Source organism: Allobacillus saliphilus, from assembly GCF_018138385.1.
Classification (GTDB): Bacteria; Bacillota; Bacilli; order Bacillales; family Alkalibacillaceae; genus Allobacillus; species Allobacillus saliphilus.
This window is the reverse complement of record NZ_JAGSIE010000014.1, coordinates 1-24735: the sequence shown is the minus strand read 5'-3', so window position 1 is coordinate 24735 and position 24735 is coordinate 1. Positions and strand designations below refer to the sequence as shown.

At 39.4% G+C, this 24735-nt stretch carries 28 protein-coding genes and 1 riboswitch; of the genes, 12 read left to right on the top strand and 16 right to left on the bottom strand.

From position 1 onward, the window contains the following. Positions 1-76 precede the first annotated feature (76 nt). A complete protein-coding gene (locus tag KC820_RS05525; RefSeq protein WP_212368995.1) occupies positions 77-274 on the bottom strand; it encodes a YwbE family protein in 198 nt (65 codons plus the stop codon). Between the two features lie 447 nt (positions 275-721). On the opposite strand from KC820_RS05525, the gene KC820_RS05520 reads away from it, so the two are divergent. The 4 genes from KC820_RS05520 (at position 722) to KC820_RS05505 (ending at position 3825) form a co-directional block, all read left to right on the top strand. Next, positions 722-1657, top strand: coding sequence for a 1,4-dihydroxy-2-naphthoate polyprenyltransferase (locus KC820_RS05520; RefSeq protein WP_212368992.1), 936 nt, complete (start codon positions 722-724; stop codon positions 1655-1657). Positions 1658-1705: 48 nt separating this feature from the next. Continuing rightward, positions 1706-2086 (top strand): hotdog fold thioesterase, encoded by a 381-nt coding sequence (locus tag KC820_RS05515; protein WP_212368989.1) that lies wholly within the window; start codon positions 1706-1708, stop codon positions 2084-2086. Positions 2087-2108: 22 nt separating this feature from the next. Next, positions 2109-2462 carry a TraR/DksA C4-type zinc finger protein gene (locus KC820_RS05510; RefSeq protein ID WP_212368985.1) on the top strand — a complete coding sequence of 118 codons (354 nt, stop codon included), beginning with the start codon at positions 2109-2111 and terminating at the stop codon, positions 2460-2462. A 370-nt stretch (positions 2463-2832) separates the two neighbouring features. Beyond that, positions 2833-3825 carry a potassium channel family protein gene (locus tag KC820_RS05505; protein WP_212368981.1) on the top strand — a complete coding sequence of 331 codons (993 nt, stop codon included), beginning with the start codon at positions 2833-2835 and terminating at the stop codon, positions 3823-3825. A gap of 1 nt (position 3826) precedes the next feature. Here KC820_RS05505 and KC820_RS05500 read toward each other — a convergent pair whose 3' ends face one another. From KC820_RS05500 to yugI, 3 genes are all read right to left on the bottom strand, one after another. After that, entirely contained in the window at positions 3827-4219 is a 393-nt protein-coding gene (locus KC820_RS05500; protein WP_144089316.1) for a YugN family protein, read from the bottom strand. Positions 4220-4354: 135 nt separating this feature from the next. Further along, positions 4355-5512, bottom strand: a complete 1158-nt coding sequence (locus KC820_RS05495) for an iron-containing alcohol dehydrogenase (protein ID WP_144089315.1) — start codon at positions 5510-5512, stop codon at positions 4355-4357. A gap of 126 nt (positions 5513-5638) precedes the next feature. Further along, positions 5639-6025, bottom strand: a complete 387-nt coding sequence (gene yugI / locus KC820_RS05490) for a S1 domain-containing post-transcriptional regulator GSP13 (RefSeq protein ID WP_144089314.1) — start codon at positions 6023-6025, stop codon at positions 5639-5641. A 302-nt stretch (positions 6026-6327) separates the two neighbouring features. Between yugI and KC820_RS05485 the strand changes: the two genes are divergently transcribed. Beyond that, complete coding sequence (locus KC820_RS05485; protein WP_212368979.1) at positions 6328-7497, top strand: MalY/PatB family protein; 1170 nt, start codon at positions 6328-6330, stop codon at positions 7495-7497. Positions 7498-7627: 130 nt separating this feature from the next. Here KC820_RS05485 and KC820_RS05480 read toward each other — a convergent pair whose 3' ends face one another. Continuing rightward, positions 7628-7936 carry a hypothetical protein gene (locus tag KC820_RS05480; protein WP_212368977.1) on the bottom strand — a complete coding sequence of 103 codons (309 nt, stop codon included), beginning with the start codon at positions 7934-7936 and terminating at the stop codon, positions 7628-7630. 265 nt (positions 7937-8201) lie between these two features. Then, positions 8202-8756: a DUF7010 family protein gene (locus tag KC820_RS05475; RefSeq protein ID WP_144089586.1), complete on the bottom strand. Its 555-nt coding sequence runs from the start codon at positions 8754-8756 to the stop codon at positions 8202-8204. A gap of 211 nt (positions 8757-8967) precedes the next feature. On the opposite strand from KC820_RS05475, the gene KC820_RS05470 reads away from it, so the two are divergent. Continuing rightward, positions 8968-9801 (top strand): DUF5700 domain-containing putative Zn-dependent protease, encoded by an 834-nt coding sequence (locus KC820_RS05470; protein WP_212368976.1) that lies wholly within the window; start codon positions 8968-8970, stop codon positions 9799-9801. Positions 9802-9924: 123 nt separating this feature from the next. Here the strand turns inward: KC820_RS05470 and KC820_RS05465 are convergent, their stop codons facing one another. The 6 genes from KC820_RS05465 to ribD all read right to left on the bottom strand — a co-directional run bounded on the left by KC820_RS05465 (position 9925) and on the right by ribD (position 14389). Beyond that, a complete protein-coding gene (locus KC820_RS05465) occupies positions 9925-10506 on the bottom strand; it encodes a superoxide dismutase family protein (protein WP_212368974.1) in 582 nt (193 codons plus the stop codon). A 95-nt stretch (positions 10507-10601) separates the two neighbouring features. After that, on the bottom strand, positions 10602-10826 hold the full coding sequence (locus KC820_RS05460; RefSeq protein ID WP_144089583.1) for a hypothetical protein: 225 nt from the start codon (positions 10824-10826) through the stop codon (positions 10602-10604). 93 nt (positions 10827-10919) lie between these two features. After that, entirely contained in the window at positions 10920-11387 is a 468-nt protein-coding gene (ribH, locus tag KC820_RS05455) for a 6,7-dimethyl-8-ribityllumazine synthase (protein WP_212368972.1), read from the bottom strand. A gap of 45 nt (positions 11388-11432) precedes the next feature. Beyond that, positions 11433-12620, bottom strand: coding sequence for a bifunctional 3,4-dihydroxy-2-butanone-4-phosphate synthase/GTP cyclohydrolase II (locus KC820_RS05450; protein ID WP_212368970.1), 1188 nt, complete (start codon positions 12618-12620; stop codon positions 11433-11435). A 15-nt stretch (positions 12621-12635) separates the two neighbouring features. Continuing rightward, positions 12636-13286 carry a riboflavin synthase gene (gene ribE, locus KC820_RS05445; protein WP_212368967.1) on the bottom strand — a complete coding sequence of 217 codons (651 nt, stop codon included), beginning with the start codon at positions 13284-13286 and terminating at the stop codon, positions 12636-12638. Positions 13287-13297: 11 nt separating this feature from the next. Beyond that, complete coding sequence (gene ribD / locus KC820_RS05440) at positions 13298-14389, bottom strand: bifunctional diaminohydroxyphosphoribosylaminopyrimidine deaminase/5-amino-6-(5-phosphoribosylamino)uracil reductase RibD (protein ID WP_236782540.1); 1092 nt, start codon at positions 14387-14389, stop codon at positions 13298-13300. Between the two features lie 45 nt (positions 14390-14434). Continuing rightward, positions 14435-14568, bottom strand: a riboswitch (FMN riboswitch). 359 nt (positions 14569-14927) lie between these two features. Here ribD and KC820_RS05435 point away from each other — a divergent pair. The 4 genes from KC820_RS05435 (at position 14928) to KC820_RS05420 (ending at position 18134) form a co-directional block, all read left to right on the top strand. After that, positions 14928-15590, top strand: coding sequence for a DUF4352 domain-containing protein (locus KC820_RS05435; RefSeq protein WP_144089579.1), 663 nt, complete (start codon positions 14928-14930; stop codon positions 15588-15590). 143 nt (positions 15591-15733) lie between these two features. Continuing rightward, positions 15734-16543, top strand: a complete 810-nt coding sequence (locus KC820_RS05430; protein WP_212368965.1) for a VLRF1 family aeRF1-type release factor — start codon at positions 15734-15736, stop codon at positions 16541-16543. Between the two features lie 104 nt (positions 16544-16647). Then, a complete protein-coding gene (gene deoD / locus KC820_RS05425; protein ID WP_212368963.1) occupies positions 16648-17358 on the top strand; it encodes a purine-nucleoside phosphorylase in 711 nt (236 codons plus the stop codon). A gap of 173 nt (positions 17359-17531) precedes the next feature. Continuing rightward, complete coding sequence (locus KC820_RS05420) at positions 17532-18134, top strand: biotin transporter BioY (RefSeq protein WP_212368961.1); 603 nt, start codon at positions 17532-17534, stop codon at positions 18132-18134. A 327-nt stretch (positions 18135-18461) separates the two neighbouring features. Here the strand turns inward: KC820_RS05420 and KC820_RS05415 are convergent, their stop codons facing one another. After that, the gene (locus KC820_RS05415) at positions 18462-19943 is read right to left on the bottom strand and encodes a leucyl aminopeptidase (protein WP_212368959.1); all 1482 of its coding nucleotides are present in this window, start codon (positions 19941-19943) and stop codon (positions 18462-18464) included. A 167-nt stretch (positions 19944-20110) separates the two neighbouring features. Here KC820_RS05415 and KC820_RS05410 point away from each other — a divergent pair, with 167 nt between their 5' ends. Further along, positions 20111-20584 carry a divergent PAP2 family protein gene (locus KC820_RS05410; RefSeq protein WP_212368956.1) on the top strand — a complete coding sequence of 158 codons (474 nt, stop codon included), beginning with the start codon at positions 20111-20113 and terminating at the stop codon, positions 20582-20584. A 50-nt stretch (positions 20585-20634) separates the two neighbouring features. Here the strand turns inward: KC820_RS05410 and KC820_RS05405 are convergent, their stop codons facing one another. The 3 genes from KC820_RS05405 to KC820_RS05395 form a co-directional block, all read right to left on the bottom strand. After that, on the bottom strand, positions 20635-21264 hold the full coding sequence (locus KC820_RS05405; protein ID WP_212368953.1) for a 3D domain-containing protein: 630 nt from the start codon (positions 21262-21264) through the stop codon (positions 20635-20637). Between the two features lie 95 nt (positions 21265-21359). After that, positions 21360-21677 carry a YuiB family protein gene (locus tag KC820_RS05400; protein ID WP_212368952.1) on the bottom strand — a complete coding sequence of 106 codons (318 nt, stop codon included), beginning with the start codon at positions 21675-21677 and terminating at the stop codon, positions 21360-21362. A 158-nt stretch (positions 21678-21835) separates the two neighbouring features. After that, positions 21836-23056: an NAD(P)/FAD-dependent oxidoreductase gene (locus tag KC820_RS05395; RefSeq protein WP_212368949.1), complete on the bottom strand. Its 1221-nt coding sequence runs from the start codon at positions 23054-23056 to the stop codon at positions 21836-21838. A gap of 418 nt (positions 23057-23474) precedes the next feature. On the opposite strand from KC820_RS05395, the gene KC820_RS05390 reads away from it, so the two are divergent. Next, positions 23475-24461, top strand: a complete 987-nt coding sequence (locus KC820_RS05390; protein WP_212368946.1) for an NAD(P)/FAD-dependent oxidoreductase — start codon at positions 23475-23477, stop codon at positions 24459-24461. Positions 24462-24735: the final 274 nt, after the last annotated feature.

Genomic DNA, 24735 nt, shown 5'->3' with positions numbered 1-24735 from the left:
GATGTGGACAAGAATAAGCACTGATTGGAAGGGTGGGAGGGTGAGGAAATGAAGAGAGGATTTTCCTTGATTTTACTTATTGACCGATGATGTTTTTCACTCTGCCGACTTGTCCGTCTTGTAGTCGCACTTTAATCCCGTGTGGGTGCTGGGGAGATTTCGTCAGTATGTCCTTAACAATTCCACGCGTCGTTTTTCCAGTTCGTTGGTCTTGTTTTAAAACGATATCGACCTCTATACCCGGCTGAATGTTTTTGCGCTCTTGTCCGTTCATCTGTTCACTTCCTTTGTGTCTTCGTGATTCGGTTTAGTTTACTGTATTCGCGGTTCAAAATCAATGGGTAAAATAGCATACCGATTCTTTCTGTTAATGATGCAATATTAATTTCTTCATGTTTTATCGGTGGCTTTTCTCTATTTTTCGACGGCTTTGAGCCGTTTATTGGCGGCTTTACTCAATTTATCGGCGGCTTCTTCCGATTTATCGGCGGCTTCGATCCGTTTATCGGCGGGTTCTCCCGATTTATCGGCGGGTTCTGGCAGTTTTTCAACGGCTTCACATGGTTTATCGGCAGAACGATGTTACCCATAGGACGTGTGTCGCTGTAACGTAGCCTTTCTAATAAGCTTCGAAAGTTGTTCACATTGACATCCTAGTAGGCATTATCTAAACTTATTTTAGATTAATTAACGTATTATTTGGGAGAGAGGGAATTGTTTCATGTCCAGCGATAAATCCATCCGAGATGCACTTCAAGAAAAATCGGGCTTTCAAGTGTGGTGGCGTATGATTCGACCACACACACTGACGGCGTCATTTGCACCTGTTTTTATTGGCACGATGATCGCCAGTTTGGAGACAGGCATTCATTTTGGTTTATTTATTGCCATGTTATTGGCATCGATGTTAATCCAAGCAGCAACGAATATGTTTAATGAATACTATGATTTCAAAAAAGGACTTGATAATGATCAGTCCGTTGGAATCGGTGGAACCATCGTTCGTGATGGTGTTTCACCAGAACGAGTGAAGAATTTGGCCTTTATCTTTTATGGAATTGCCGTTTTATTAGGTTTCTACATATGTTTAGAAACGACGTTCTGGATTGCGGTCATCGGCTCAGTCAGTATGTTATTTGGTTATTTATATACCGGTGGTCCGATTCCGATCGCCTATACGCCATTTGGTGAACTTTTCTCCGGATTTTTTATGGGAACCGTCATTATCGGCATTAGCTTTTTCATTCAAACAGGAGATGTCACTGGCGAGTTACTGTTATTGACGATTCCGATCGCCATATTAATTGGAGCGATATTGCTTGCCAATAATATTCGTGACTTGGAAGGCGACAAGGAACACGGCAGGAAGACGCTTGCAATTTTAGTCGGACGTGACAATGCAATTCGCGTTCTTGCAGGATTTTTTATTTTCGCTTACTTATGTGCTGTTATTTTTATGGCAATCGGCATGATGCCAATCTGGGGACTGATTGTATTTATCAGCGCGAAAAAAGCATATGATGCGGTGAAAACATTTAAAGAGAATGACACACCTCTTCAAATGATGCCAGCGATGAAATATACCGCACAGACGAATACGTTTTATGGCTTGTTATATGGATTATCTTTCTTACTTGCTCATGTTTTTACACTCTAAATCGAATAAGTTTTTGTAAAAAGGGAAAATTGAGAGGGGCTACTGTAAATGAATTTAGACGGTACGTTGTTTGAAACGTTAGGAATTGAGGTATTAGAAGGAACAAAAGAAAAAGTGGTTTTATCCATGCCTGTTACACCTACTGTTCATCAACCAATGGGCTATTTGCATGGAGGAGCCTCTGTCGCTTTAGCTGAATCCGCCGCGAGTCTCGGTGGTTTTCTCAATGTCGATTCAGAAAAATATAATGTCTTCGGAATTGAAATTAATGCCAACCACATCAAAAGCAAACGTGATGGAACGATTTATGCTTATGCGACACCAAGACATGTAGGACGAACGACGATGGTATGGGAAATTGAGATTAAGGATGAAGACGATCGATTGATTTGTTTATCACGTTGCACAATTGGAGTGGTGGCAAAATAACAAATCAGGAGTGATGTAATTTATGGACGAGCAAGTTTTGAAAGAACTAAAAAATAAACTAGAACATGAAAAACGCGATTTGGAGGAACGAATCGATAACTATTTAAATCAAGAAGATTTAATGGAAGGATCTGTCGGAGAACTGAACTCCTTCGACGAGACACATCCTGGCGATCAAGGGACAGAGCTTTTTGAACGTGAAAAAGATATGACACTCTATCACCGTGATAAGCAGCAGCTTGAAGAAGTCGATCATGCATTAGAGAAAATAGATGCAGGCACATACGGTATTTGCGAAGAAACCGGTAAAGAAATTCCGGTTGAACGCTTGAAAGCTGTGCCAACTGCACGTACGGTCGTTTCAGAAGCAGAATAATATTAGTTTATTTGAAAAGCAGCTCATTACGGTGGGCTGTTTTTTTATTTTGCCTGAAAATTTTATCGACAGTTTCAACACATTTATCGACAGTCGGAGCGACCGTATCAACAGTTACAACACGTTTATCGACAGTCAGAGCGCGCGTATCAACAGTTACAACGCGTTTATCAACAGTCAGAGCACGCGTATCAACAGTTACAACGCATTTATCGACAGTCAGAACGCTCCTATCGACAGTTACAACACGTTTATCGACAGTCAGAGCGCTCCTATCAACAGTTACACTCCTCCGATCAATACATTTAATAATTTCAGAGCAATTTGGTTAAAATATCCGTGAGTCGCTACATACGAGGGTGGTTTTACTATGTTTCAACAATTGCTACGTACATATTTTCAGTTACCGACATTGTTTCGATTGGTTATTACGGTTTTATCTTTTTTGTTATTGTTCGGAACGGTCATTTTTTTAGTAGAACCGGAGCAATTCAACACGATTTTTGAGGGGATTTGGTGGGCATTCATTACGGGCACGACAATCGGTTACGGCGATTATGCTCCAGTGACGATGCTCGGCAGATTGTTGACGATGATTATGATTTTATTAGGTGGAGGGTTGGTGGCCTACTATATGGTTGCTGTATCGAATGAAACACAGAAAAAAGAGCGGGAGTTTCATCAAGGAAAGGTTGCGTATCAAGGGAAGGGGCACATCATTATTGTCGGTTGGAATGAGCGGACGCGGAGGCTCATTTATTTGTTTAAAGAAAATAATCAGAAGCCGCCAGCGATTGTGCTTGTTGACCGAACGTGTCGTTCAAATCCTTTACCGCTCACATTCGTTCATTTTATTAAAGGTGACCCGACTATTGATGAAACGTGGGAGCAGGCGAACATCGATGAAGCTGAAAAGATTATAATTACTGCTGATCAATCACTGAAAGAAGTGGAAGCCGATTATCGTTCGACATTATTGACGATTACAGCTCGTGGCATTCACACGGATATTCCTATATTTACAGAGGTGTTGACTGAACAACAAAAAAATAATGTTTTACGAGCTGGAGCAACAGAAGTCATTTGTACGAATGAAACGACGAGCTTACTCATTTATCAAGAGATGCTTGGCGCTGGACATGCAAGAACATTTGATTATTTGGCTTCCGTATTGTCCACGAAGAAGTTGCACCTACAAGCTATCTCAAAAAAATGGGAAGACCATACGATTCTCGAACTGACCCATCAATTACAAAAAGAAGGTAAGCTCCTGCTTGGGTTGGTGCGTGAAGAAGAACGAATCATTAATCCAGATCCGAATGAAAAAATCCAAGCAGGTGACCAAGGAATTTACATGGATTGATCTATTGCAGTAATGCTTTTTCGACTTGTTCAATCACTCGTTCCGCTTCTTCCATTAATGCTGCATCTAAGGCGACGTCCGCTTCTGTTTTAGTTACTGCAGAGGATAGGTTTGCTGAAAGTCCTTCCGCTGCCAATCCTTCTTCAAACGACTGTGACATAATATACGGCTTAGCAATTCGGACTTTTGCTGCTGGTTCATTGAAATGACCAATTTCAATGTAAATCGGAATACGTAAAAACGCTCGCCCTCCATGTGGTTGATGTAACGGGTAATCAATCGAACCTTTTTCAAACTCAATGTCCTCGTTCTCAAAACCTAAGCGGGACAAGATATAAGATAAATCTTTATAATCATACACTTGATTTTCAATTCCAGAGTGAATCGGATACATTTTGGTTCACCAACTTTTCTAAGTTTGTTTGTTATTATATACGGCTAAAAAGTTATCATGTCACCAATTTTATGTAAAAACATTTTAAGCACACAAAAAACCAGCCGTGAACGCGTCACGACTGGTTTCGAAATTTTATAATGACTTACTTAAAATCGCATGCACATCTTCTTCATGAAGTGTTCTGAAGTTACCGAATGGTCCGTTTGCCATTGCTTTTTCGACCATTACGTCTAATTGTGAATCATCGATATCATAATCAGCAAGTCGAGTTGGTGCTCCAAGTGCTGTCCAGAATTTACGTAGGCGGTCTATTCCTTCTTGACCGACTTGCTCATCCGATTTACCTGTTGGATCGACGCCGAGAACACGGACGGCCATTTGCTTAAATCGTTCTGTATGAACATGCAAGTTATGCTCCATCCAGTTCGGGAAGAGAATTGCTAGACCTCCTGCGTGAGGGATGTCATATACAGCTGACACGGCATGTTCAATATTGTGTGTCGCCCAATCGCCTCGATAGCCCATTTGGAGGAAGCCATTCAGCGCAAGTGTACCTGCATACATAATCGTTTCACGGTACTCATATGATTCCAAGTTTTTAAGTAACTTCGGTGCCGTTTCAATGATCGTCCGAAGAATACCTTCTGCCATCCGGTCTTGTACCGGTGCGTTCGTTGGCTTATGGAAGTAATCCTCTAAAATATGGCTCATCATATCGACGATGCCGTATACGGTCTGCTCTCTCGGTACTGAATACGTATGAACGGGATCAAGAATCGAGAATAATGGCCACGTATACTGTGAACCCCACCCGTATTTCTCGTTCGTTTCCCAATTTGTAATAACCGAGCCTCGGTTCATCTCAGAACCCGTTGCAGCAGCAGTCAAGACAGTTCCAAACGGCAATCCACCTGGTGCTTGTACTTTTCGGGTAACTAAGTCCCAAGCGTCCCCGTCATATTTGGCACCGACGGCAATTGACTTTGTACAGTCAATAACACTGCCGCCACCAACTGCTAAAATAAAGTCAATATTATGTTGTTTACACAAATCAGCACCACGGTTAACCGTTGTAATTCGTGGGTTTGGTTCAACACCTGCAAGCTCAAAAACTTCATAGTTCTCGAGTTTTTTCATAACATTTGAGTAAATTCCGTTCCGTTTAATGCTGCCGCCACCATAGACAACTAACACACGCTCAACACCATCCGGAATTAACTTCGGTAGCTTTTCAAGTTGACCACGACCAAAGACTAATTGCACGGGATTATGAAACTGAAAATTTTCCATTTGCTAATCTCCTTTCAACTAACGTTCACCAATGTATTGCTGGTTTCTATTATGTTTAAAAATCGCAATGAAATCAAAAAAAGTGTCCTCTGTAAATGAAAAAATTACAAAAGACACACTTTTATGTTAGCGACGGAAAGTTTTCTCGCGCTCTTTTGATTGTTCGATCCAATCTTCTAGCTTATCTTTCAACACGTTGAAACCGCCAGAATCTTCTTCTGTTGACTGTGCAACAGGTGCTTGGCGTTTCTGAGTTTGCGCTTGTGGTTTTTCCTGCGTCGCGCGGATTGATAAAGAATATTTATTGTTTTCTTCATCAACATTCAATACTTTTACAGTTACTTCGTCGCCTACAGACAAATGCTCGTTAATATCTTTTACAAAACCATGAGTTACCTCAGAAATATGCACGAGACCTTGTGTTTGGTCGCCAATTTCAACAAATGCGCCGTATGGCTTGATTCCAGTGACTTTTCCTTCAATCACTTGTCCTTCTTGGATGTTACTCATCATATACAACTCCTAATTCTAAACTTTTTACACAGTTAGTTATTTTATCACACTTTGTCGAATGAATCAAAAGTTGGCAGATTGGTTCTAGTTGCGTTTTTGGTGTGATTTCCAGATGTATTTATAAAAATTCAAAATAAAATTAAATTTTTTTATAAAAAGTGGTTTATTTTTTGTTTAAATGGTTATACATAGTAATGTAATACTTTCTCGTATTCCCCCTTTGGCAAAGTGGATTCCCCCGCTTTGCCATTTTTTTTGCTTTAAATTATGATAGACGTATAGATCAATAAGGGGGAGTTACGATGAAAGAAATCTTCGAACAAGGAATCAATCGTGAAAACACAAATTCAGCAAAATGGGATGCACGAGAAAAATTCTTTGGTACGAGTGATGTTTTGCCGATGTGGGTGGCTGACATGGATTTCGCCGCACCGCCTACGTTGAAAGATGCGTTGATTAAACGTGCTGAACATAACGCATACGGCTACACAATTCAAAATGATGAGTTATTACATAGTATCGAAAACTGGGTGCAAGGACGTCATCAAACGAATATTGATACAGATTTACTAAGCTTTAGCCCGGGTGTCATCCCTGGTCTACACGCAGTGATTCAAGCCTTCACCGAAGAGAATGATCAAATTGTTATTCAACCGCCTGTGTATCCGCCGTTTTTCTCAGTAATTGAAACGCATAATCGAACAATTGTCGAAAACCCACTCGTACTAGGTGACAATGGTTATGAAATGAATTTCGTTGAGCTTGAAGAACTATTCAAAGCAGGCGCGAAAGCTCTCCTTCTTTGTAGTCCTCATAATCCTGTCGGTCGCGTATGGACGGAAGAGGAAATGAAGAAAGTAACAAACCTTTGTGTGAAATATGATGTGCTGTTGTTTTCTGACGAGATTCATGCAGATATCGTTTTCTCTAAGTCTGAGCACTTCCCTGCAATTCGAGTAAATGAAAAGGTGAAAGAATTGACCTTTACATTGATGGCTCCCTCCAAGACGTTTAACATCGCTGGATTGCAAGGTTCATTTATTCTTTCACCTAACGAAGAACAAAAAGAAAAGCTCGACAAACAACTTCAAAAGCAAGGCATCGGCATGTTAAATACATTTGCCTATACAGCTATGCAGACGGTATATGAAACTGGCGATGAGTGGCTAGAAGAACTAAATAAGACGTTAGAGAATAACCGTGATCTCGTTAAAAATATGTTCGAAGAGAGTGGTCTTCCAATTCGTACGGTTTCATCTGAGGGGACGTATCTTGTCTGGATTGATTTTCGTGAAACAGATACACCTCACGATGAGTTGAAGAAGATTTTGATTGAAGAAGCAAAAGTTGGTTTAAATGATGGCACGACATTCGGAAAACAAGGTGAGCAATTTATGCGGATGAACATCGCAGCACCACACTCTACTGTGGAAGATGGAGTCAATCGGATTATTGAAGCTTTTTCTGAATAAGATAACAAACAAAAGACGCACAGAGGTTCTCTGTGCGTCTTTTATGTGCCATTAACAAAGAATGATGTGCTCGATGTTTGGCTTTCTAGAACTAGTCTATTTCTATGGCTGGTTAGGAAAAGCTATTCTGCTACTTGATTGTTCCTTCTGAAAACTTCTTTTTTTCTTTCTCTAAAATTTTTTGTATCTTATTTTTGTAACGGTCTTTATGGGCATTTCTTTTTAATCTTTCAGTATTTAGATAGCCGATTTCGTAACGAACATCTTTATTATGAACAATAAGTTCGCGATGTTTTTCATCTTTCATTAATGCTTGGAACCATTGGGTTCTTTTCAGGACTTTTAAATTATTACTAATATCATTTGTATCTACATCTGGATAAGGAGCCGAAAAACTAATATAGCCTAAAATATCAAGTAATACTTTCTTTAGTTTCAAGATCGCAACTCCTCCTTGTTAGAATTATTACAATCTTTTATTAGAATTCATATTCAATATAATCGCCCGTTCGTATAGTTGAACTTTTTTATTCTTCTACACCTATTCGTTTTTTATTTTTTCAATGTCTCTTTTTAGGACTCTAATAATGTTTTTAAATCTTCATCTATGAGATTTTTTAATAGATTTTGCTAATGAAATGTTCTGTTCAACCTTTGGACCCAATTTCTTCAGTTCATCCGGTTGTATTAATCCCGCAGTTCAATCAAGCATTCTTCATAGCACATTCTCTGTTCTCAATCGTAACCCACGTCGCTAATATAATTAATGATGCTACCATTACAACTGGAATGAACCAGAGCTGACTCGCTCCTAATGTCCAACCGACTATCGTTATCACCACTGCAACAAGTGGTGCAATCATGTAATATGCTTTCGACTCGTAGTACCAACCGTATGGGAAAAAATGCGCAGCCGTTATGATGGCGAAAAATAACACAACCTGTTCAGGTGATTTTGCAAACGCCCAAAAGATAAATGGAAAATAAGCAAACTGAGCAAGGTTGATAATCAAACCGAGCATGTTCAATGGATTCCCTTCCAACTTCCAATCTGCTTTCAGTAACGTCGACATACCAACGGCAAGCGGGAACATCATTCCTGTAGAAAAGAGCATGTAAATATTTTTTGTTTCTAACGGTAAATTCGGCATCAAAAATATAGCTGTAATGATGATCCAAATAAACGTACCTGCTAATATAAATGAGACCCCTCTTTTTCCTCGTATTGCTGCATCCCTTTTTGCTTCTTCTACTTGCACTGTACTCTCCCCCTATTGTTTTCGAAACAATAAATGTATGCCTCAAATTTATTTGTGTCTAAAACAGTCTTTTGTTTATATTGTATTTACTATATAATTTATCATAATTATCAAAATAAACCAGACAATTATTTAAAGCTTCGTTTTAAGATGGTGGATTTATTTTATTTAGATCTGCCGGATAATTGAGATGGATCAGGTGATTTGGCAAATGAAAGTTATAAATTTAGCAGAAAAACAATTGATAACAAAAAACAAAGAATTAAATGAACATCCATTTTTCAAAGAATACTTTCGTTTATTCAATTCAAATCCATGTTTCATACAAGATACAAATGAGTTGATGCAACCATATTCATTACGAGATGTTTCTAAGGTGATTTCTTTTTTAGAACCACTTGCTAAGGACATGCTTAACCGAATAAACAATAGACTTCACCTGAATATTGACCTTGATCTCATTGTCTTCTTTGGCGATAGTCGTTTTGATGGTCATGGAATTTTGATTGATGGAATGCCTTATGTATTTTTCGATTTAAATGCTGTAATTCCGAGACTTGATCTGTACAATTTTAAAACGATTATGACTCATGAAATACTTCATTCCATTCATTATTGTCTTAACCCTCATTTCTACCGAGATAACCACAACAATGTTGAAGAAAAGTATTTCAAGTTATTACTCTCTGAAGGTATAGCAACGTATATCAGTTACGTGATGTTGGATGAGAAAATAGAGGATTCGTATTGGTTTGGGTTTATTGATCATGAGCAGGTTTCAGAGTGGGTTAGAAACTGTGAAAATATGAAACGAGAGATTGGTTATAAGTTACACAATGCGGTGAATGAAGGAATATTGAATACTACACTTTATCATAGGTTGTTCGGTATTGAAGACTTTACGAGACTGACATCATATCGGTTAGGATATTATTATGGCGCGGAAATTGTACGAAGATTATTGGAAGAAAGTAATATAAATGATGTTTTAACAGTAGATTATGGGGTAGCAAGAAAGGTTATATACGATTACTTTGATCATTAAGCTACAGAAATAAGAATTGCAGTTAATTTAAAATCTACCTGTTGTTGTAGGAATTAGCGTTATTAAATATCTAGCTAATAAGAGATGCACTTATTAACTAGATATTTAAGGATTAGATAAAAATCATGATTCTTCCTCTTCTTTTTGCTCAACTTGATCGCCTGGGTTCGTGCCTTCTTGTAGCTCTGAATCTTTCTTAATGACTGCACAGGCGACTCGCTCACCTGAATTCCCAGCTGGTTGGCTTACACCGTCATCTTGGCCGGAATGAATGATCAGTGACTTCCCTTCATCTGAGAATATTGAGCCCTTTCCGTCTTTTAATGTTGCTTCTGGTAAAACAAACTCATAATCAGCAATCGTTCCGTCTCCACCTACTTCGATATTTGGCATATCCCCAATATGCGGCCCTTCAGGATGCATTAAACCATGTTTGGAATCATCAATCGTCCAATGATTTCCTGCCGTCTCGAAACTCGGAGCTTCACATTTAGGAAATTCATGAATGTGAATACCATGAAAGCCAGGTTCCAATCCTTCAAGTGCAACTTTTACTTTTACGCCTTCCGGTTCTTCAGAAATGGTCGCTTTTCCGATAATATCTGAATCTGCGTTGTAAATATCGGTTTCTACCATTGTTTTTTGGCTGGATTGGCATCCGATTAAAAAAGCTGTCATTGAAATTATTAAAATTGCTCGTTTCATTTTTTTACCACCTCACCTGACAGTTTGGCTAGTCTGTAAGGATTTTAAACGATTATAACTAAAAAAACACCCACTACTCGTGAGTGGATGTTTCATTAGTTCTTATTCGTTTGATCTTTTTCCTTATTTTCTTGAATAATCGAACCATATTCCTCATTAAATTTCTCTTCTTGCTTTTTAGAAATTCTCTTAATGAGAATAAAAGCCAAGATAGCAACGATTAGAAAAGCGATCATCGTCAAAATGGCTGGAAGATATTCTGTTTTATCATTAGGAAAATAAAGAAAAGGCATTAAAATTGGAAATTGTATCAAAGGCATGACGAACACCTACTTTTTTGTCTATGTGATTAGCTCAAGTATAACATAGGAAATTGCACGTTTGTCAGTAGAGTGTTTCACCTTTTTGACAATTTACTTATCGATTTCTTGTAATAGGTTTGCCATTTCAATTGCTGCAATGGCACAATCATAGCCTTTGTTTCCTGCTTTCGTTCCTGCACGCTCAATCGCTTGTTCAATCGTATCTGTTGTTAAGACACCGAAAATTGTCGGTACGCCTGTTTCTTTGCTGACAGCAGCAACGCCGCTAGACACTTCTCCACTGACATACTCAAAATGTGGTGTCGCACCACGAATGACAGAGCCAAGTGTAACTAACGCATCGTATTTTTTAGTTTCCGCAAGTTTTTTGGCTGCTAATGGAATTTCGTAGGCGCCTGGGACCCAAGCTACTTCAATATCATTTTCGTCTACACCGTGACGCTTCAAAGCACTTACGGCACCGTCTAACAATCTTTCATTAATGAATTCATTAAAACGACCGACGACGATCGCTACTTTTAGTCCTGTTCCGACTAGACTTCCTTCATATGTTTTCATCTCATATTCCTCCTCAAATGTTTACGAGTGTAGTTTCACTTTAACTTAAAACAAATGGCCTAATTTATCGCGTTTTGTTTGCAAGTATTTCTCATTGTTTTTATTTGATTCCATTTTAAGTGGTACACGTTCAACTAGTTCAAGCTCATAACCGTGGAGTCCTTTAATCTTACGTGGATTATTCGTAAGTAGGCGCATTTTGCGTACACCGACGTCTTCTAAAATTTGTGCACCTAAACCGTAATCCCGTAAATCAGCTGGAAAACCAAGCTTATGGTTCGCTTCAACGGTATCATAGCCTTCTTCTTGAAGCTTATAGGCTTTCAGTTTATTCAACAAGCCAATTCCGCGACCTTCTTGACGCATATAAAGCAGGACACCTTTTCCTTCTTCTTCAATTTGTTTTAAAGCGGCTTCTAATTGTGGTCCACAATCACAGCGGTGAGAGCCAAATACGTCGCCTGTTAAGCATTCACTATGCACGCGGACTAGCGTAGGCTCATGTGGGTTAATATCACCTTTCACTAAGGCAAGGTGCTCACGACCATCTAAATCATTTGTGTAAGCAACTACATTGAAATCCCCGAACGATGTCGGTAAATTAATTTCGATTTCACGGCTGATTAATTTTTCGTGCTTTCTACGATACTTTATTAAATCTTCAATCGTAATCAATTTCAAGCCTTTTTCATCCGCCAATTTACGAAGTTCTGGCACACGAGCCATCGATCCATCTTCATTCATAATTTCACAAATGGCACCGACAGGTTTTGAACCGGCGATTCTCGCCAAATCAATGGCCGCTTCTGTATGACCTGCTCGACGCAAAACGCCGCCTTCTTTCGCGATTAACGGAAAAATATGTCCAGGTCGTTTAAATTCGGTTGGAACGACATCATCTTCAGCTAGACGCATAATTGATTTAGAACGTTCACCTGCACTAATTCCTGTCGTTGTTTCTACATGGTCGATACTGACGGTAAATGCAGTACCATGACTGTCTGTATTCACATCAGCCATCATGTTCAGTTGAAGCTGTTCTGCTTTTTCTTTCGTAATTGGTGCACAGATTAAACCTCTGCCTTCTGTTGCCATGAAGTTAATCATTTCAGGTGTAGCTTTTTCGCCTAGTGCGACAAAGTCCCCTTCATTCTCTCTATTTTCGTCATCTACAACGATGACGGTTTTGCCTGCGCGTAGGTCTTCTATTGCTTCTTCTATTGAATCAAACATGGTTTGCCCCTCCTATTAACCAAGAAACCCTGATTCTCGCAGTTGTTCCAAGGATACTCCTTTTTCTTTTTGTTCTTCGTTCGGTTGTATGAGTTGATAGACATATTTTAACAATTGATCGCATTCGATATTCACTAAATCCCCTGTCCCTTTGCTCGTTAAAGTTGTTGCATCTTGCGTGTGCGGGATTAACGAGATCGTTAACACATGATCTTCTAAGCCAAATATCGTAAGCGATGTTCCGTCAATGGCGACAGAGCCCTTTAACATCATGTATTTACTTAAACTTTCAGGAACCTCAATATGAAAATATTCCGCATTCTCACGCGTTTCACGTTTAATGATTTTCCCCATACCGTCGACATGTCCTGAAACGAAATGACCTCCAAATCGTCCATTTGCAGCCATTGCTCGTTCAAGATTCACTTTTGAACCGACTTTCAAATCTTTTAATGCGGTATGATGAAATGTTTCAGGCATTACATCCATCGTAAAATTCGTATCTGTAAAAGAAGTCGCTGTTAGACAAACACCGTTAACTGAAATACTGTCACCCAAATTCAAATCCTTCGTCACGACAGATGCTTTTACATCTAATTCGAGCGATTCTTTTGCTTGGTTAATCGTTTGTATTTCACCGACTTCTTCAATAATTCCAGTAAACATTGTATAACCCCCTACCGTTTCGGTTTGGCAATAATTTTCAAGTCATCATCCATCTGTTCAATCGATTCAAACGCAAGCTTTACACTTTGGCTAACTTCCGCAAATCCATTTTGGTTAAAGAATGGCTTACTCGTTGGTCCACCGATTAGCTTTGGCGCCATATAAACGTGAAGCTCATCAAAAAGTTGTTTATGTATAAATGACGAATGGACCTTTGAACCGCCTTCTACATAAACACTCATGATTTTATCTTCTGCTAATTTTGCCAATAATTCGTTTAAATCGATTTCGCTTGTTGGCATGCGCAAAACATCAATGTGTTCTATTTCATTTAATTGTTTTTCTGTCGATTCGCTCGCATGATTTCCACAAACGATGATGGTGCGAACTGCTTGATCTGTGAGTATTTTGGCATGAAAAGGGATGGATAAATGAGTATCCAAGATGATTCGTATGGGGTTAATTCCTCCGTGGGGCAAACGGGTTGTTAATTGAGGATCGTCATGTTTAACGGTTTCAATTCCTACTAAAATAGCATCATGTCGGTGACGGTTTTCGTGAACATCACGTCGTGCCGCTTCACCGGTAATCCATTTACTATCACCACTGTTCGCTGTCATTTTTCCATCAAGCGAAACAGCTGTTTTTATCGTAACGTAGGGTCGTTTAGTTCGCATGTAGTGCATGAAATCTTTATTGATCTCGATTGCATCTTCTTCATATAAACCAACTTCTACGTCAATTCCTTCATCGCGCAACCATTGGACGCCTTTTCCAGCAACTTTCGGATTCGGATCTAAGGTCGCGACAAAAACTTTTTTAATTCCTGCATCAATGATCGCTTTGGCACATGGTGGTGTTTTTCCATAATGCGCACAAGGCTCCAAGGTCACGTAAATGTCAGCACCCTTTGCCTCTTCACCTGCTTGCTGGAGTGCAAATACTTCAGCATGCGGTTCACCTGGCTTCATATGTGTTCCAACGCCAACCACTCGGCCGTTTTTAACGACAATTGCGCCAACCGATGGATTCGGATGCGTCTGGCCGATTGTCAGCCTTGCCATTTCCAAAGCATGTTTCATATAATCTTTTGATTCTTTCAAACGTTAACCTCCTAATCAAGCAATCTCTTTTGGCCGTTAACGTTTCAGATCCTTCTCCCCTCCAGACTCTAACTGTCGGTTCCAGATTCGCACTGGATCAACCGCTCGCGCGGGTCGTGGACTTCAAGCTCTCACTTGTTACCACCGGTCGGGATTTTCACCCTGCCCCGAAGAATCGTAACCCTATAATTTAATTGTATCATCATCATTATAATTTAATTGGTTTATTTCTGCTAGCCATTTGTTTTATTTTCATTTTTTCTTGCATTGGTTGATATTTCTTAAATTTATCACTTATACCCCTTAAATTCTTTGTAATATTATTGTAATATATAGTTAGAGACAAAACGATTCATTCTTTTTCATTACGACATTAATTGCATCTATTGTTTCTTCATAAATTGTTTTTTTTATCATGTTCACTTAACCAAATATAGGTAGATGCAATTACGAGTCAGTGAACGGGCTCTGTTTTTTTATGAAAAATTTACTTTGATTAAACGGTTTGTCTCAAAAAAATAATGAGGGGGATCTAGTGATGAAAAAGTTTTTATTTGTTTTGTTCACGTTAATGCTGACTGCATTTCTAGCAGCATGTGGAGGAAGCGACTCAAGCGAGGAAGCCAGTGCTGAAGATTCCGATCAAGAAGAACGTACAGAAAGTGCTGATGAAAGCGATGATCAACAGGAAAGCGAAGAGTCCAGCAATGAAGAGTCCAGTGAAAGTGAATCAACTGAAGATGTGATCGAGACAGAAGGTGGCGTTTTTACAGCACATGCAAAAAATGAAGAAAAACATACATTTGAAACAGGACCTGTCGTGTTGACCATTGAGAAAGTTGTTGCTACTTCAGGTGAGTTAAATGAGGAAGGCCAGCAGTTTTTCGAAACAGATGAGATAGACTATATTCAGGTAGATATTTCTGTTGAAAACACATCGGACGAAGATATTAGTTTTTATGCCGGTCAAGGTACGGTGTCAACGAATACTGGTGAACAAATCGAACCGGATATGTGGTTAAGTGATCATATTGAAGGTGAAATGATGGCTGGAACTAAAGGAAGCGGAACGATGGCTTATGTACTTGAAAACTCGAATGCAGAAGACATTGAGAGTATTCGACTTGTATTCGATGCCCCGTTAAATGAAGATTGGGATACAATCGGTGAAGATCTCGATTTTGAAATTGAACTTAAATAAAGTTATTTCTAGAAGCCTCTGTGATGGAGGCCTCTTTTTTTTATTGCATAATAAATTGTTTGCGACTATCTCCTGCGTTTAATCACTTCTTTAAACGGAAATACTTTAATAGAGTCACTTTTATTAAAAGGAGTGTTTCTATTATGGATTTAAATAAAGAACTGAAGAAGCTTGAATCACTATATCTCGAATCTCCCCATCGTGTGTTTACGATGTATTTGAACACAGATCCAGCCGACCCTGGGAACTTAGATGGTAAGTGGCAAATTCATTTCAAAAATGCGATGCAGAACTTTGAAAACTATCTTAAAGAAGATGACGATTCTGACGAAAAGCGTAACTTTTGGAATGTAAAAGAAAAAGTAGAACGTTTTGTACAAGATGAACAGCCGAATTTCAAAAAAAGCTTGGTCATTGTAGCCGCTTCAGATGATTCAGTTTGGTTTGCTGAAACGTTACAAATGCCTGTGGAGAATGAATTCCATTGGGAAGAAACAGCAAAGCTAGACCAGTTAAAACGAATACAAGAGGAATTTCCGAAGACAGGCATTATTTTAACGCAACAAGAAGAAATTAAATGCATTGATGCCAATCTTGGCAGCGTGAATGATATGAAAGTGTTTGAGTTAGATTTAGATACAGAGGATTGGCGCCTCCACGAAGGAGCTCACTTAGCCGATCGAAACATGGGAACATCAGGCGCGAAATCATCCAAACAAGATGAGTTCAAGGATCGCTTTGAAGCACATCGTGAACGATGGTATAAACAAGTCGCACCAAAATTAGATAAACTCGCCAAAGATAATGGTTGGCAGCGAATTTATTTAGTCGGTGCACATGAAGAGACGGATGACTTGGAACAAGCGATGAATAAACCTGTAGAAGATAAAATCAATAAAAATTTATTAAATCATGAAGAGACGAAAGTGATTGAAGAAGTTGTATTTGCTTAACGCAACTCATCCCTATGCAAAACAATTGCATAGGGATTTTCTTTTTCTTTTCGCCTATCTTATGATAACTTTTATACAGAACAGTTGAAGGAGGAACTTTTGAAATGAGTACAGCACATATTGGAGCAAAAAAAGGCGATATCGCTGAAACGATTTTACTTCCGGGGGATCCGCTTCGGGCAAAATATATTGCAGAGAACTTCTTGGAAGATGTCACGCAGTATAATGAAGTACGTGGCATGTTAGGTTTTACAGGTACGTATAAGGGTGAGCGTATATCGGTTCAAGGTACTGGAATGGGCGTACCAAGCATTTCGATTTACGTCAATGAATTGATTAATGAATATGGTGTAAAGAATTTAATCCGTGTTGGTTCTTGTGGAGCATTGCAAAAAGACGTAAAAGTACGTGACGTCATTTTAGCTCAAACGGCAACAACGGATTCCCAAATGAATCGCATGGTTTTCGGGGGTATTGATTATGCACCGGCTGCTGACTTCGGTTTGTTGAAAAATGCATATGACGTCAGCGAAGAAATGAACTTGAATCTTCGTGTCGGTAACGTATTTACAAGTGACAGCTTCTATCGAGAAAACGCAATGGAGTTGTTCGAAAAATTAGCGGAATACAATGTTTTAGGTGTTGAAATGGAAACTACTGCTCTATATACATTAGCTGCAAAACATGGCTGTCGTGCGCTTTCTGTATTGACGGTGAGCGATCACATTTTAACAGGTGAAGAAACAACACCAGAAGAACGTCAGACAACATTCAGTGAAATGATTGATGTCGCATTGGAAGCAAGTATTCGATAAGGATTGAGTTTAATCAATGACTTCTCAGAAGTTTTCGAGCTTTTGAGAAGTTTTTTTATTTCTTCGTGGTAAAAAACTTTTCTATTGTTAACCTATTTAATTTAAGGTTGACAATTGGTTGCTTTCTCTTATATCATAAAGAAAAAGAATTCAGAAAAAGAGGGGTAACCAATATGAATAATCAAAGATTTCGTACAGTCGACTTGACGATGGGAGCAGTTTTTGTCGTCCTCATGATGATTGGAGCCAACTTAGCTTATTGGGTTCCTGCTTTAAAAATTACATACGCAGGCGGGGAAGTTCCGCTTACTTTGCAAACGTTCTTTGCGATCCTGGCCGGGATTTTGTTAGGTAGAAAACTTGGCACATTTTCGATGATTGTTTATCTCGCTGTTGGAGCTATCGGTGTGCCTGTATTTGCAGAAATGAGTGGGGGGATTGCCAGCTTTGCAATGCCGACAGGTGGATTTTTAATCTCATTTGTTTTTGTAGCCTATATCTCTGGATTGATTATTGAAAAAGCTTCCAATAATAGTTTGGCTACGTATTCTTTCGCTGTCTTCGGTGGACTAATCGTAAACTATTTAATTGGAACACCTTATCTATATTTTTCAATGAATAATGTGTTGGAAGTGCCAATTTCCATGTATGGATCCATGTTGATGATGTTGCCATTTTTCATTAAGGATGCTGTGATCACTGGTTTACTGGCAGTTAGCCTGCCTTCTTTTGTAACAAGAATCCAACGAGTTAGCCCGTCATTGCGAAATCAATAAATGATTGAAACGTCATTCACTTGGTGAATGGCGTTTTTACTTTTGTTATAGCGATCGGTTTCAACCTATTTTTCATAGAATTGAGCAAAGACTCGCTTTACGATGATTATTTCGGGTACTGCAAGAGATAGATTTCGACGGCTTGCCACGTTTATTCGACGGCTTCTGGATGAGTTTCGACGCCTGCTTATATACCGAAACGTGCACTATAAAGTAGTAACACTAATGACCGCGGATCATGTACAAAAAAATAGCGGATGAACGGTAAATAAAAGGCCAGCACCTACTAATGATTGCTAGCCTTTTTTATGGAATTTAGTATTAATGTTATTTGTCTAAATCAAAAGCTTTAGCTAATGTTCTTGCCATAACACCTGTTGATCCTTTTGGCCCGAGGTCATATTCTGAATCGGATACTGCTGTACCTGCGATATCTAAATGTACCCATGGCGTGTCATCGGCAAATTCACCGACGAAAGCTGCTGCTAAAATTGATTGTGCTTTTCTTCCTGGTGAGTTGTTTAAGTCAGCGATATGGCTTGTTCGAACTTCTTCACGGTAATGTTCCATGTATGGGAACGCCCAAACTGGTTCATCCATTTTTTCAGAAGCTGTTTTGATTTCTTCAAACCATTCATCGTTGTTTGTTAGGGCTCCTGTGACTTTATCACCTAATGCAACAATGACACCGCCGGTTAAGGTAGCGATATCCACAATTTTAGCTGCGCCTTCTTTTCTTGCGTAAGCAACAGCATCTGCTAATGCTAAGCGCCCTTCTGCATCTGTATTGCGAATTTCGATTGTTTTCCCGCTCATGGATACGATGACGTCGTCTGGTTTAAATGCTTTTCCGCTAATCATGTTGTCTGTTGCTGCAATTATGCCCATGACGTTTTCTTTCGGTTTCGTTTTACCGATTGCTTCCATAGCGCCAACAACTGCTGCTGCTCCGCCCATATCCATTTTCATGCCGACAATGCCGTCTTTCGGTTTTAATGAATAACCACCTGTGTCGAATGTGATTCCTTTTCCGACAAGTGCTGTTGGGTTCTCCCATGTCTCTTTTCCTTGATATTTCATGACGATAAAGCGTGGTGGCTCATCGGATCCTTGGTTGACGGCAAGGAGTGCACCCATGCCAAGCTCTTCAATTTCTTCTTTACCAAGAACCTTAATTTCCAGTTCGTTTTCATTGGCAATGTTTTCAGCGAAATTAGCCAGGTCAGTTGCTGTTAGCAAATTGCTTGGCAGGTTCACTAAATATCTCGCCGTGTTGGCACCTGTTCCATAAGCGTAACCTTTCTCTACAGCTGACAGATCAAGCTCTTGATTACTAATGAATTTTAATGAACCTAAATTTGTTTTTTCTGGTTTATTTGTATGACATGTAGATTGCTCAAAGGTTGATAATGCAAATGCATCGCCAATTGCTTCAAGCTGTTCTTCTGTTGGGTTTTCTTGAAAAATGCTGGCTACAGAAACAGCCACTTGATCGACACCATCTTTTTGAATGGATTGAAATGTTTTGCCTATGGCTTTTCGTAAACGGTTCGTCGTTAGTTCTTCTCGTTTGCCAAGACCGACGAAGTATAAACGCTCCGCTCCAATCTTTCCTAGCGTATGTATTTTCCCAAGTTTCCCGTACTTGTTGGAAAGATCTCCTGCTTGCATCAGTTCATCCAACTGCTGATCGAACGCTTGATTTAGTTCTTCATAGGTTGTTTGATTATTTTTTTGTTCTTCAAATAAGCCAAAAATTAAGGCTTTCGTCGAAGCTTTTGTGACATTTTCTTGTGTTTGCTGAAACATATCCTCACTCCTTTTATCGTATACAATTATCATATCAGATTACTTCGTTATGCGAAATAGACAACCTCCCAACTCCAATCCTTGTCATAATTTCTTCATCATATCCGTTTGTCATTCGGCATTTTTTGGGTACTATGAGAATAGTATGTTTAAAGGTAGATGATAATATGGAAATTTTTACGAATACGCCGCTTTGGATCGCTTTGTTGGCTGTTCTGTTTGCACAAGTGGTTAAAATTCCCATTCACTTTGTTGCAACACGTGAATTTAAGCCAGGATTGGCTTTTAGTACTGGGGGCATGCCAAGCAGCCATTCGGCCTCTGTCACTTCGTTAGCGACGGCAATCGGAATTGAGAATGGTCTCGGTTCACCATTTTTTGCGATTGCAGCTGTACTGAGTATTATCGTCATGTACGATGCGACAGGGATTAGACGCCAAGCGGGAGAGCATGCGACCATTTTGAATCAGCTCGTCAAAGATTTCCAAAGGCTCGTAGCTGATGCGAAAAATTGGCCACAAAAAGAACAACAACAAAAAAAGGATGAGTTAAAAGAATTACTTGGTCACCAACCGATTGAAGTTTTCTTTGGTGCCTTAACCGGAATTATTTTAGCGATTGTTGTTTATTCATTTATTTAATCAAAAAATCCGCTGCCAGCATTTATAGCTGATCAGCGGATTTTTCGTTGTTATAGGCTTTCTTTAAATGTTGGCAAGTCGCCTGTTTCAATCTTTTTGGACCATTGATCGAATTCTTCCTCCGTCAACTGCCCTTCCCCTTCTTCAATGAGGAAAACATCAATTTCTTTTTTGCCCCATTGACTAAATACTTCGTCAACGGTTTCATAATACAAATCGATTTTGTTTCCTTTGATTGCACTTCCTGTATCTGCAACAATTCCATACCCATAGTTTGGAATATACAATACACTTCCAAGTGGTAAGAATTCTGGATCCGCAGCGATGGTTGAAAGCTCATCACGTTGTACCTCTAATCCTGAAAATGTAATCCCGTAGTTCGGATGACCAGGGCTTTTCCCGGTTGATTCAACACCCGCCGTATAGCCAGTTGCAATCACCGTTTTTATTTCAAACTGACGATACGCTTCGGTAGATAGACTCGCAAGCTCAATTTCATAATCATCTATAGAATCCACTAAAGTTATGTCCGATTTTTTTGCCAAAGCCGATTCTTTGGCCGATAGATCCAACGTGAATTTACTTTCATCATTTTCACTTGAATAGGAAGTGAGTACGAAGTAAGAATTCATCAAAAAGAACATCCCCATAAATAAAAAGCTTCTTGTAGGAGTTCGCATGTAAACCACCTCACTATGGCTTAGCGTTTCCGTTTTAAGAAGCTTTTAAACATTTTTCGACAAAATTCTATGCTTTTCTACTTTTAGACTGCCCTTTAAAACATTTGGTATCCGTTTTTACGTAACATTTTAATGGAAATTCCAGAAACGACTGTTCCCAGGAATCCTGCTAATAAAATAAGGATATCCCATATTTTTAACCCGGTAACTTTTGCACCGAGGGCTGGAAATGCGACATCTGGTTCTGTCAAATAACTCATGAACGACACATCATCAATGATTAAGATGACGACAATTGGAAATATAAACGACATGATCCACGTCATGCGTAGTAACATATTCAGTATAAAAGCGATTCCGAAAAACAAGACGAAAAATAGCACTGCTGCTACAATCCCTTGAATAATATCCATACTTGCTCCCCCTAAAAATTCTCTAGACACTCCATCATTCTACCTTATTCCAAACGATTTTCAAAGTCGATTCACTCGAGCTTTATGGCTGTTTTTTGACGAATGGTAGAAAGTAAAAAAGCAAAAGCAGTGTATAACCGCTTTTGCTTCGTTAAACATTAATGGTACATATCCAGCTTTCCTTTTTTCAAGAACAGACCTACACCGCCAAGTTTCAATAAGTAACGGTTATCGATTACTTTCTTCATGATGGATGCAGAACGTCCAAATAGCTTACGGTCACCAAATATGACACCAATTGCATCTGTATTTCCAAGGGAAGCAACTGTTCCTTTGTTATCAAATTCAAAAGGTTCAAGTTCGTTGTTGCCGTGGACAACTTGCTTCAAATTGCGAGCTGTTAATTCAGCCATTTGAATAGCGATTTGCGCAGTTGGTGGGTATGGTCTTTCTGTTTCAGGGTTCATCAGAACAGCACAGTCACCAACGACAAATACATTGTCATAGTCCGGTGCACGTAAATCTTCACGTACAGGTACTTTGTTCCGGTTTACTTCGAATCCTGATTCGCCAACAATAGAGTTTCCTGTAACTCCGGCTGCCCAAACGACATTACGAGAAGGAATCATTTCTTGCTCGTCGTCTTTTTCGACAACAATACCATCTTCAGTTACTTTTTTGATCATTGTGCTAATACGGAATTCGACACCTTTTTCTTCAAGGCGGTTCATTGCATATTCAACAAGCTCTGGATCAAATCCGGCAAGTGCTGTCGGACCAGCTTCTACGTTAATAATTCTGACTTTTTCTCGTGGAATATCATACTCTTCACATAGTTCAGGTACACGGTTCGCAATTTCACCCAAAAATTCGATACCGGTGAATCCTGCACCACCGACAACAATCGTTAGAAGATCTTCGCGCTCTTCTGGTTCGTTGTTGTATTTTGCAAAGTTTCTTTCAATTTCTTCACGAATTAAACGTGAGCTGTTAATGTTTGTAATGGAGTGAGCATGTTCAAGCAATCCTTCGATTCCGAAAGTAGCTGTTTCGAAGCCCAATCCTATTACTAAGTAATCATACGTCAGTTCACCTTCTTCAAGCTGAACTCTTTGTCCTTCAGGATCAATCGATAAAACCGTGTCTTGAATAAAATTCACACGATTAAAGTCGATCAAATCACCGATTGGAATCCGTGCTCTATCATGATGTAACGTACCTGCAGAACTTTCATGCAACCAAGTAGTTTGATAATGGTAGTCATTTTTATTTACCAACGTGATGTTCGCATCGTTTGCTTTCAATTCTTTTTGCAAACGAACCGTTGTCATTATGCCTCCATAACCAGCACCAAGTACGACAATGTTAGGTCTACTCATTCTAATCACATCCATCCATAATATTTCTTCTCCTCATGAAAAACGCTTACACAACGTCACAGAAAAAATAACTTTACCTATTGCTCGATGACTTTGTGATTTTCTTCACGAACTTAACGAGAATGTCACATTTTTGTAAAATTCAACATCTAAAAACAATCATAGAACTTTTAAACCGCTTTTTCAAGTCCAAAAGTTAAATTCCAACCTTTCTGAAAATTAACTTGGGAAAGATCTCTCTATTCGCGCGAATTCGGTGCTGTCATGATGTTTGGTGAATTGTTTGATTAGTAGCTTAAAACATTGTTTCCAATTATTTTTTTCGCCATTTTTTGCAAACCATTTAGCATATTTTCTTGAAAATGTTATAATGATTCTTGGTGTGAAAAGTCATATTTGGACTTGGAGGTATTCAGTTATGAACGACAATATTCACGATATTACGATCATCGGCGCTGGACCGGTCGGTTTATTTACTGCATTTTATGGCGGTTTACGCGATGCTGATGTTCATATCATAGAGAGTTTACCCCATATTGGGGGGCAATTAACCGCGTTATACCCTGAAAAATATATTTATGACGTGGCAGGTTTTCCAAAAGTTCGTGCTCAAGAGCTCGTCGATAATCTATATGATCAAGTAAAACCTTTCGACCCGAAAATTACACTTGGTCAAGCTGTTCAAGAAATTGTGAAGTTAGAAGAGAATTTATTTCGCTTAACGACGGACAAGGAAACTTTCTATTCCAAAACAGTTATCATAACAGCCGGTAATGGTGCATTCGAACCACGTAAATTGCGTATACCAGAATGTGACCAATATGAACAGCACAATCTACATTATTACATTACTAACTTGGAATCTTTCCGTGATCGTCACGTAATGATTTGCGGCGGAGGCGATTCAGCTGTGGACTGGTCACTAATGCTTGAGCCGATAGCTAGCCAAGTCACTTTAGTTCACCGCCGAGAAGACTTCCGTGCGCACGAACACAGTGTTGCTCAGTTGAAGCAATCTTCCGTCAACATCTTGACGCCCTATGTTCCGACAGAACTTCATGGAACCGAAGCGATCGAGTCTGTCACATTGCAGAAGCCAAAAGATGATGACAAAATTAATGTAGAAATTGATGACATGCTCGTCAACTTTGGATTCGTATCGTCACTCGGCCCAATCAAAAATTGGGGACTCGAAATTGATAAAAACAGCATTGCCGTCAATACGAAAATGGAAACGAACATTGAAGGCATCTACGCAGTTGGCGATATCTGTACCTATACAGGAAAAGTTAACCTGATCGCCACAGGCTTCGGCGAAGGACCGACAGCTGTCAACAACGCAATGGTGCGCATGAATCCATCCGCCCGTGTTCAACCAAAACACTCGACTCATATGTTCGGTTAAAATATACCGCTACCCTTTGGAGGGGTGGCGGTTTTTGTTTTAGGATGGTGATATCTTTTCTATAGAACTTTCCAATATTGTTTCTTGCTCGATCGGGGGTATAGAACACTTCTATTCGACCTTTCAGCTTATTTTCTTACCCACTCGGGGGTATAGAGCACTCCTATTCGACGTTTCGGCTTATTTTTTTGCCCGGTCGGGGGGATAGAGCACTCCTATTCGACGTTTCGGCTTATTTTCTTGCCCGTTCGGGGGTATAGAACACTCCTATTCA

What these genes read in the sequence shown, in the direction of transcription:
- KC820_RS05525 (WP_212368995.1), bottom strand. Translation starts at nt 274, where the DNA reads ATGAACGGACAAGAGCGCAAAAACATTCAGCCGGGTATAGAGGTCGAT.
- KC820_RS05520 (WP_212368992.1), top strand. Translation starts at nt 722, where the DNA reads ATGTCCAGCGATAAATCCATCCGAGATGCACTTCAAGAAAAATCGGGC.
- KC820_RS05515 (WP_212368989.1), top strand. Translation starts at nt 1,706, where the DNA reads ATGAATTTAGACGGTACGTTGTTTGAAACGTTAGGAATTGAGGTATTA.
- KC820_RS05510 (WP_212368985.1), top strand. Translation starts at nt 2,109, where the DNA reads ATGGACGAGCAAGTTTTGAAAGAACTAAAAAATAAACTAGAACATGAA.
- KC820_RS05505 (WP_212368981.1), top strand. Translation starts at nt 2,833, where the DNA reads ATGTTTCAACAATTGCTACGTACATATTTTCAGTTACCGACATTGTTT.
- KC820_RS05500 (WP_144089316.1), bottom strand. Translation starts at nt 4,219, where the DNA reads ATGTATCCGATTCACTCTGGAATTGAAAATCAAGTGTATGATTATAAA.
- KC820_RS05495 (WP_144089315.1), bottom strand. Translation starts at nt 5,512, where the DNA reads ATGGAAAATTTTCAGTTTCATAATCCCGTGCAATTAGTCTTTGGTCGT.
- yugI (WP_144089314.1), bottom strand. Translation starts at nt 6,025, where the DNA reads ATGATGAGTAACATCCAAGAAGGACAAGTGATTGAAGGAAAAGTCACT.
- KC820_RS05485 (WP_212368979.1), top strand. Translation starts at nt 6,328, where the DNA reads ATGAAAGAAATCTTCGAACAAGGAATCAATCGTGAAAACACAAATTCA.
- KC820_RS05470 (WP_212368976.1), top strand. Translation starts at nt 8,968, where the DNA reads ATGAAAGTTATAAATTTAGCAGAAAAACAATTGATAACAAAAAACAAA.
- KC820_RS05465 (WP_212368974.1), bottom strand. Translation starts at nt 10,506, where the DNA reads ATGAAACGAGCAATTTTAATAATTTCAATGACAGCTTTTTTAATCGGA.
- KC820_RS05460 (WP_144089583.1), bottom strand. Translation starts at nt 10,826, where the DNA reads ATGCCTTTGATACAATTTCCAATTTTAATGCCTTTTCTTTATTTTCCT.
- ribH (WP_212368972.1), bottom strand. Translation starts at nt 11,387, where the DNA reads ATGAAAACATATGAAGGAAGTCTAGTCGGAACAGGACTAAAAGTAGCG.
- KC820_RS05450 (WP_212368970.1), bottom strand. Translation starts at nt 12,620, where the DNA reads ATGTTTGATTCAATAGAAGAAGCAATAGAAGACCTACGCGCAGGCAAA.
- ribE (WP_212368967.1), bottom strand. Translation starts at nt 13,286, where the DNA reads ATGTTTACTGGAATTATTGAAGAAGTCGGTGAAATACAAACGATTAAC.
- KC820_RS05435 (WP_144089579.1), top strand. Translation starts at nt 14,928, where the DNA reads ATGAAAAAGTTTTTATTTGTTTTGTTCACGTTAATGCTGACTGCATTT.
- KC820_RS05430 (WP_212368965.1), top strand. Translation starts at nt 15,734, where the DNA reads ATGGATTTAAATAAAGAACTGAAGAAGCTTGAATCACTATATCTCGAA.
- deoD (WP_212368963.1), top strand. Translation starts at nt 16,648, where the DNA reads ATGAGTACAGCACATATTGGAGCAAAAAAAGGCGATATCGCTGAAACG.
- KC820_RS05420 (WP_212368961.1), top strand. Translation starts at nt 17,532, where the DNA reads ATGAATAATCAAAGATTTCGTACAGTCGACTTGACGATGGGAGCAGTT.
- KC820_RS05415 (WP_212368959.1), bottom strand. Translation starts at nt 19,943, where the DNA reads ATGTTTCAGCAAACACAAGAAAATGTCACAAAAGCTTCGACGAAAGCC.
- KC820_RS05410 (WP_212368956.1), top strand. Translation starts at nt 20,111, where the DNA reads ATGGAAATTTTTACGAATACGCCGCTTTGGATCGCTTTGTTGGCTGTT.
- KC820_RS05405 (WP_212368953.1), bottom strand. Translation starts at nt 21,264, where the DNA reads ATGCGAACTCCTACAAGAAGCTTTTTATTTATGGGGATGTTCTTTTTG.
- KC820_RS05400 (WP_212368952.1), bottom strand. Translation starts at nt 21,677, where the DNA reads ATGGATATTATTCAAGGGATTGTAGCAGCAGTGCTATTTTTCGTCTTG.
- KC820_RS05395 (WP_212368949.1), bottom strand. Translation starts at nt 23,056, where the DNA reads ATGAGTAGACCTAACATTGTCGTACTTGGTGCTGGTTATGGAGGCATA.
- KC820_RS05390 (WP_212368946.1), top strand. Translation starts at nt 23,475, where the DNA reads ATGAACGACAATATTCACGATATTACGATCATCGGCGCTGGACCGGTC.